7 protein-coding genes are annotated in these 6,164 nt (G+C 59.3%); all 7 read right to left on the bottom strand.

Features of this window, described 5'->3' with window-relative positions; genetic code table 11:
- Positions 1 to 280: GTP-binding protein (locus NW819_RS07165; RefSeq protein ID WP_414413334.1), on the bottom strand; the 280-nt coding region annotated here is incomplete at its 3' end.
- A 303-nt stretch (positions 281 to 583) separates the two neighbouring features.
- On the bottom strand, positions 584 to 1,411 hold the full coding sequence (locus NW819_RS07160) for a hypothetical protein (RefSeq protein ID WP_414413333.1): 828 nt from the start codon (positions 1,409 to 1,411) through the stop codon (positions 584 to 586).
- A gap of 1 nt (position 1,412) precedes the next feature.
- Positions 1,413 to 2,213, bottom strand: coding sequence for a ParA family protein (locus NW819_RS07155; RefSeq protein ID WP_011433472.1), 801 nt, complete (start codon positions 2,211 to 2,213; stop codon positions 1,413 to 1,415).
- A 124-nt stretch (positions 2,214 to 2,337) separates the two neighbouring features.
- Entirely contained in the window at positions 2,338 to 3,522 is a 1,185-nt protein-coding gene (locus tag NW819_RS07150) for a pyridoxal phosphate-dependent aminotransferase (protein WP_414413332.1), read from the bottom strand.
- Positions 3,523 to 3,579: 57 nt separating this feature from the next.
- Positions 3,580 to 4,182, bottom strand: coding sequence for a hypothetical protein (locus NW819_RS07145; protein ID WP_238376736.1), 603 nt, complete (start codon positions 4,180 to 4,182; stop codon positions 3,580 to 3,582).
- 61 nt (positions 4,183 to 4,243) lie between these two features.
- On the bottom strand, positions 4,244 to 5,155 hold the full coding sequence (locus NW819_RS07140; protein WP_414356127.1) for a cell division protein FtsX: 912 nt from the start codon (positions 5,153 to 5,155) through the stop codon (positions 4,244 to 4,246).
- 93 nt (positions 5,156 to 5,248) lie between these two features.
- Positions 5,249 to 6,088, bottom strand: coding sequence for a cell division ATP-binding protein FtsE (locus tag NW819_RS07135; RefSeq protein ID WP_414413331.1), 840 nt, complete (start codon positions 6,086 to 6,088; stop codon positions 5,249 to 5,251).
- Positions 6,089 to 6,164 lie beyond the last annotated feature (76 nt).

The following is a 6,164-nucleotide window of genomic DNA, read 5'->3' as shown; positions in this document are numbered from 1 at the left end:
CCTGGTGGCCGGGAGTATCCAGCAGATTGAGACGAATGTTGCGGTAATCAAATTGCAGGACGGTAGAGGTGATGGAAATACCCCGCTGCTTTTCCAGTTCCATCCAGTCGGAAGTGGCCCGCTTTTGCGCCCGACGGGCCTTCACAGCTCCCGCTTCTTGAATAGCCCCCCCGTACAACAGCAGCTTTTCGGTGAGGGTGGTCTTCCCGGCATCGGGGTGGGAAATGATGGCAAAGGTACGCCGTTGCTCTACAGCTTTGGTCAAATCAAGATCTTTCATCAACTGTTGCCGCTCCACTACAACCTGGTCGTTTTAAAGAAGATGACGTTGCAATGCTGTCCCCTAAACGATGGGAGAAATAGGGAGAAGATAGAAAAACAAAAGTGAGAAGTAGGGTGAATAATGCACTTGATGATAATGGGCTTGGGTTGCCGCCAGGTAGCGAGGGGGAGAGAGCACAGGCCGAAAAGCGCGAAAAGCCAACAGAACCATTTTGACCCTAGCACAGGAACAGGGATCCCTGTTGTCTGGCATACTGGCGGAGATCTTGAGGGGGAATTTCCCAGGCCAACCGGCCAGAACTCAAAGCAGATGCTGCTCGTTGTTGTTGCGCAACGCTGACGTGAAGAGCAGTTGCTCAATCGTGGCAATGGTGAAGTTTTGGCTGATCACCAGCCGCTCGACGCGAATGCGGTGGGCTTGCAGGAGGCAATCTTGCTGCAAGGGCTTGGGCAATTGTTCCCAATGATCCAGCAGGACTTCCAGCAAAATCTCGCCCGGTAGCCCGGTGGCGCTTTCCAGGGATCCCAGCTTTTCTACCCTCTCGGCAGACCATTTGAGGGTAAGCTTTTGCAGGCCCAGTTGTGCATCCAGAGCCTCGCGGGGATCCGACTGGGCACTCTGCCCATTGGGGGTGCCATTGCGGCGAACCCCATTGCCGGTGCAAGCAGTAGCAGGGGGCAAAAGCTCGGCTGGCTTTTCAGTTGGCAGCGAAGTATTGGCCCATTTGGCCAGACTGACCTGGGGTGGGGAGACAACCCTTTCCACCTCGACCGGAGCGGGCGACAAGTTGGACAAGGGATCCGCATCCCGAGAAGGAGCTTCAGGTGGGGAGAGCACACCGGCCAGGAGAGGAATCGGCCCTAGCTCTGGCGGGGTTGTGGGGCACAGACGGGACGAGGCCGCGAGAGATGGATCGGGCTCAACATCTAATGCCGCAGGGTGAGGCAGATCCAGGGAATCCGTCCCCCTGTTGTCCTCTGGACGGTGCGGAGCCTCAACGCCATCGGCAGCCGTAGGTGCAGGTTCCATCGGCTCTGGCTGCTTATTCACCCCCATGCGCGAGAGCAAATCTGCCTTGGTGGGGCCGGTGGGCAATTTTTTTTTGGGAGGCTTCTTGGCGGTAGCCATGTTAGCGGGCCTCCAACACAGCCTTGAGGACCTCACGATAAGGTTGGGCCAGGAGATCTTCCCCCGCCTCCGCCAACGACCAGCCCATGCTGTTGGTTTGCTGAACGACCGTACTTTGCCGCACCGGCGTAAAAATGGGGATCCCTTGCATCATTTCCGCCAAGGCTTCCACTGCGGCCCGCGACATTTTGGTGCGGTTGTTGCCCACCCACTGTTCCCGTGTGGGGAGCACCCCCAAAAACTTGGGCACATGAAAATCCAGCTCTTCCAATTCTTTCAACAGCACCAGGGTACTTAGGGCCCCCATCACCCCCTTTTGGGTACATTCCGTCGGCACCACCAGCAGATCGGCGCTGAGAATGCTGTTGTAGGTGAGCAACCCTTTCGAGGGGGGGCTGTCGATGACCAAAAAGTCATACTCCGGCAAAATCGGTCGCAAAGCCCGCTTCAAAAACAGCTCCCGCCCCGGCTCCATTACGATCGCATCCATAGCCCGCGAGAGACTGTAATCGCTGGGGGCCAACCACAGCCGCTCCTGGCGATCCTCATTCAACGGCGGACGGATAATCTCCCGAATGTGAACCCGATCCGCCCCCGGCAAAATCGTCTCGGCAATGGTGGCCGACTCCGACAGATCCGTCCAGCCCATCCACTGGCTCAGGTTGCCCTGTGGGTCAAAGTCAACAGCCAGCGTCTTGCCATGCTCGGCCAGCATGATGGCCAAGTTGAGGGCGGCTGTGGTCTTTCCGGATCCCCCACTCAAACAGGCAACGGTGATGACAAGCGCCGTTCTGCCAGACATGAGTTATCCCCTCGTAGCCCATCCCCTAACACTATAGCTAGGGTTAAGCAATGGTGTTCACACCTCTAATGGGGATTCCGCCACTGGGGATGGCCTGCGGGGATCCATCCGCTCTTTTCAATCCTCAGAGGGAAGACACAAACCGGTGCAGCCGCTGCAGCCCTTTTTCGAGGGTGGTGCGATCGGCAGCATAGGAAAGGCGAATGTAGGAATCTGCCCCAAAGGCTACCCCCGGCACAGCAGCCACGTGGTGTTCCTTGAGCAGCTGCCGGCAAAACTCCACCGAACTTAACCCGGTTTGGCCGATGTTGACAAACACATAAAATGCGCCCTCCGGCTCCGGGCAAGTCACCCCCGGCAAGGTGCGGATCCCGTCCAGCATCAGATCTCGCCGCTGCCAGAATTCTTGGCGCATTTTTTCCACAGCCGCTGCCGATAGGGGGCTGGTCAGGGCTTCCAGAGCACCGTACTGGGCGAAGGTGCAGACATTGGAGGTGCTGTGGCTTTGCAGGTTGATGGCCGCCTCAATGATGGGCTTGGGCCCGGCCAAGTAGCCCACCCGCCAGCCGGTCATGGCGTAGGCTTTGGCAAAGCCACTGCTGAGAATCAGGCGCGGCATCAAGTCAGGGCAAAGGGATCCCAGGCTGATGTGGCGGGCTTGTCCATAAACCAGCTTTTCGTAGATCTCGTCGCAGATCACGTACAGATGGGGGGCGGAGAGGATCACCTCTGCCAGAGCTGCCAGCTCGTGCCGGTGGTAAACGGCTCCGGTGGGGTTGGCCGGCGAGTTGAGAATCAGCAGCTTGCTGCGGGGGGTGAGGGCCTGGCGCAGTTGGGCGGCGGTGAGCTTGAACCCCTGGGCCTCTTCCGTCTGCACCTGCACAACCTTTGCCCCTGCCAAAGCCGCAATTTCGGGGTAGCTGACCCAGTAGGGAACAGGCAGGATCACTTCATCGCCGGGATCCAGCAGCACCATGGCCAGGTTAAACAGGGTTTGCTTGCCGCCGTTGCTGATCAGGATTTGGTCGTGGCTGAACTCCAGGCCGTTTTCCTGCCGCAGCTTATCGGCCACTGCTTGGCGAAGGGCGGGGATCCCAGCGGTGGGGCCGTAGCGGGTTTTGCCCTCTTCCAGAGCACGGATGGCCGCGGCCCGAATGTGGTCAGGTGTATCGAAATCCGGCTCGCCTGCGCTCAAGCTACACACATCCAGCCCCTCTGCCTGCATGGCTTTAGCCAGAGCCGAAATGGACAACGTGGGGGAAGGGGATAGATGGGCGACCCGTTGGGACAAGCCGGCAGCAGACACCATCGGTTGGGAAGCTCTTTGGTTTATTTTAAGGTTCTCAAGCAGGGCCAATCTAGATAGCTAGGCTACTGCGGTCAACAGGCGGGTACCATCCACCAACAGCAGTTTGTTGCCCTCTCGCTCTGCCAACAGATCCCAAAACTCGCCCGCCACAGCTCCGGGCAAGAACCCTTCCAAGCGCAATTGCAGAGGAGCAAATTGCTTGGTTCCCTGGGGCTTGCGCCGCACGGTCACCTCAACAAAGCCATCGTGGGGCTCGACAATGCCGCGGATGTTAAAGCCTTCCTCTGTGTCCTCAGGGGCAGGCAAAAACGGTTCTTCTTCCCACTCTGGGTCTTGCTCCTCTTCCGGCAGGGCCAGGATGCGGATGATGCTCAAGCCCAAAGCCCCCCCTGAACGCGGCTGCGGCTGCACGTAGTACCAGTAGGTATGGCCGCTCTTGATGCAGTGCTCGAAGGGGCCGAGAAGCTCGGCGCGTCCGGGGGTAGCCGGATATTCTGCTCCGTCAGAGGCAACCAAGGTTGCCTGCGCATAAGTCTTGGGGATCGATTTCAGGGATCCCTTAATCAGGCCCAAAGCGCGGAACTGGTAGGGGTGGGCGGGAGGAGGCAATGGGTTCATGGCGGCCAGATCTTGGAAAGCCAGGGAAGTAGAGTCCATCATCTTATCCTATGGCGATCCTCAGATTGGAATATCCAGGGCTTTCCTCAGCATCGCCTCCAGCTCATCGCCCTGCCGACTTGCGCACCGCGATCAAGCTGCTGGTGGTGCCCAGAAAAACCCCCATCCCCAACAACATCGACGGCAAGAGCCAAAACTCCAGTTGGCTGCGATCTGCCTGCATCACCTTGAGGAAGGGCAAGGCAATCAACTGCTCCAGCAGCTCCTGCAGCAACTGCTGGGATCCCAAGATCAATCCCCAAGCTCCCACTGCGCTGATCACCCCAAACAGGCACCCTTGCAAAATAAAGGGCAAGTAAATCCAGGCTGCCGTCGCCCCCACCAATTGCATCACCTCGATCTCCCGCCGCCGCGCCATGACGATGAGGCGAATGGTGGTGGTGATGACCGCCACCGCTGTCAGGGCCAACACGCCGGTAATGGTCAGGGATCCCAGCCGTAGCATGTCCTGGAGCTGGGCCAGTTGCTCCACAATGCGGTCGCCGTAGTAGACCTCATCCACCCCTTCCAGTTGGCGAATCTGCTCCGCCACTTCCCCCAAGGCTTCGGTGGAATCCGCCTTAACCCGCAGAGCATCCACCAAGGGGTTCTCCCCCAACTGGGTTTCCATGGCCGCCTCGTCTTGGATCCCCATTTCCAGCAAAAGGTTGCGCCAAGCCTGGTCTTTGGTGATGACCTTCACCTCGGCCACATGAGGCAGTTGGGCGACCTGGGGTTGCAGCTCCACCCCCTGCCGTTCCGGCTCCAGGTAGACGGAGATCTCCAGTTGTCCTCCCAGCGACTGCACCGTGGCATCCACGCCCCAGGACAGCTCAACGCCGATCCCCACCAGGAACAACAACACCAGCAGGGTGCTCACCGCAGCCCAGTTCAGCCAGCCCCCCCGCCGCAACCCCAAAAAAGTCTCCTGTAGGAGATAGCGGATTTTATTGAGAAATCGGGAGAGAGATTGCATGCTGTTCTCCATCCAACAATCAATGGGCTCAGACCCTTGCCCCCTGGAGCTCAACAGAGCCTGTGGAGAGCAAAATAGGGATCCCGGTAGCCCTCAGCGCAGATCATACAGGCGCCCTCCCTCCATGCGCACCACCCGGTGGCCGGCCCGCTCCACCAGATAGGGGTCATGGCTGGTCATGATGACGGTCACCCCAAAGGAATTGAGCCGCTCCAAAATCTGGAGAACCAAGAGGGAGTTTTCCGGATCTAGGTTTCCTGTTGGCTCGTCCGCCAGCAGCAGCACCGGCATGTTGACAATGGCACGGGCCAGGCTAAGGCGCTGCTGTTCCCCCCCCGAAAGCTCATGGGGAAAGTGATCTCGCTTTTCGGTCAGCCCCACCATCTTTAGGGTCGGCCCGATGCGACGGCGGATTTCTGCGGGGGACAGCCCTTGGGCGCGCAGCACGAAGGCCACATTTTCTGCCAGGGTGCGGTTGGCCAGAAGGCGATAATCTTGGAAAACCACCCCCAAGCGCCGCCGCAACATGGCCAGCGGACGCGGTGGGATGCGGTAGGGTCGCCGCCGCCCTTCAGAAGAAAAGAGACAGACTTGATCGACGATGACCGTGCCCTCGGTGGCCTGTTCCGCCCCGTAGAGTAGCCGCAGCAGGGTGGACTTGCCCGCCCCGGAGACCCCAGTTACGAACACAAACTCGCCGCGGCGCACCTCCAAGTTCACATCCTGAAAAATCAAGTTGCCGTTGGGAAAGACTTTGCTCACGCCCCGCAAGGACACCATGCTGGCCGGGGTTTCCAGGGATCCGGATTGGGTGCTGCCGTAAAAGCCCAGGGTGGCCTCTGGATTGGCCGGGGCAGGGGGATGAGGGGTCGGAGCCGTACCCGCCCAACGGTGTAAGCGAGGAGGATAGCCGATGTGCTGACCGATCACCATAGTAAGCGCCTAGACAGAGGAGGGAGAGAGCGCCGGCAGACTAGGGGCGCAAACGAGAAGAGGGATCCCACAGCAC

This window comes from Synechococcus sp. R8-2 (genome assembly GCF_047461715.1).
GTDB lineage: Bacteria > Cyanobacteriota > Cyanobacteriia > Thermostichales > Thermostichaceae > Thermostichus.
The sequence above is the reverse complement of the archived record's forward strand: the minus strand, read 5'-3'. Positions and strand labels throughout refer to the sequence as shown.

Coding starts and splice junctions, on each gene's coding strand:
- NW819_RS07160 (WP_414413333.1), bottom strand. CDS start 1,411: ATGGCTACCGCCAAGAAGCCTCCCAAAAAAAAATTGCCCACCGGCCCC.
- NW819_RS07155 (WP_011433472.1), bottom strand. CDS start 2,213: ATGTCTGGCAGAACGGCGCTTGTCATCACCGTTGCCTGTTTGAGTGGG.
- NW819_RS07150 (WP_414413332.1), bottom strand. CDS start 3,522: ATGGTGTCTGCTGCCGGCTTGTCCCAACGGGTCGCCCATCTATCCCCT.
- NW819_RS07145 (WP_238376736.1), bottom strand. CDS start 4,182: ATGATGGACTCTACTTCCCTGGCTTTCCAAGATCTGGCCGCCATGAAC.
- NW819_RS07140 (WP_414356127.1), bottom strand. CDS start 5,155: ATGCAATCTCTCTCCCGATTTCTCAATAAAATCCGCTATCTCCTACAG.
- NW819_RS07135 (WP_414413331.1), bottom strand. CDS start 6,088: ATGGTGATCGGTCAGCACATCGGCTATCCTCCTCGCTTACACCGTTGG.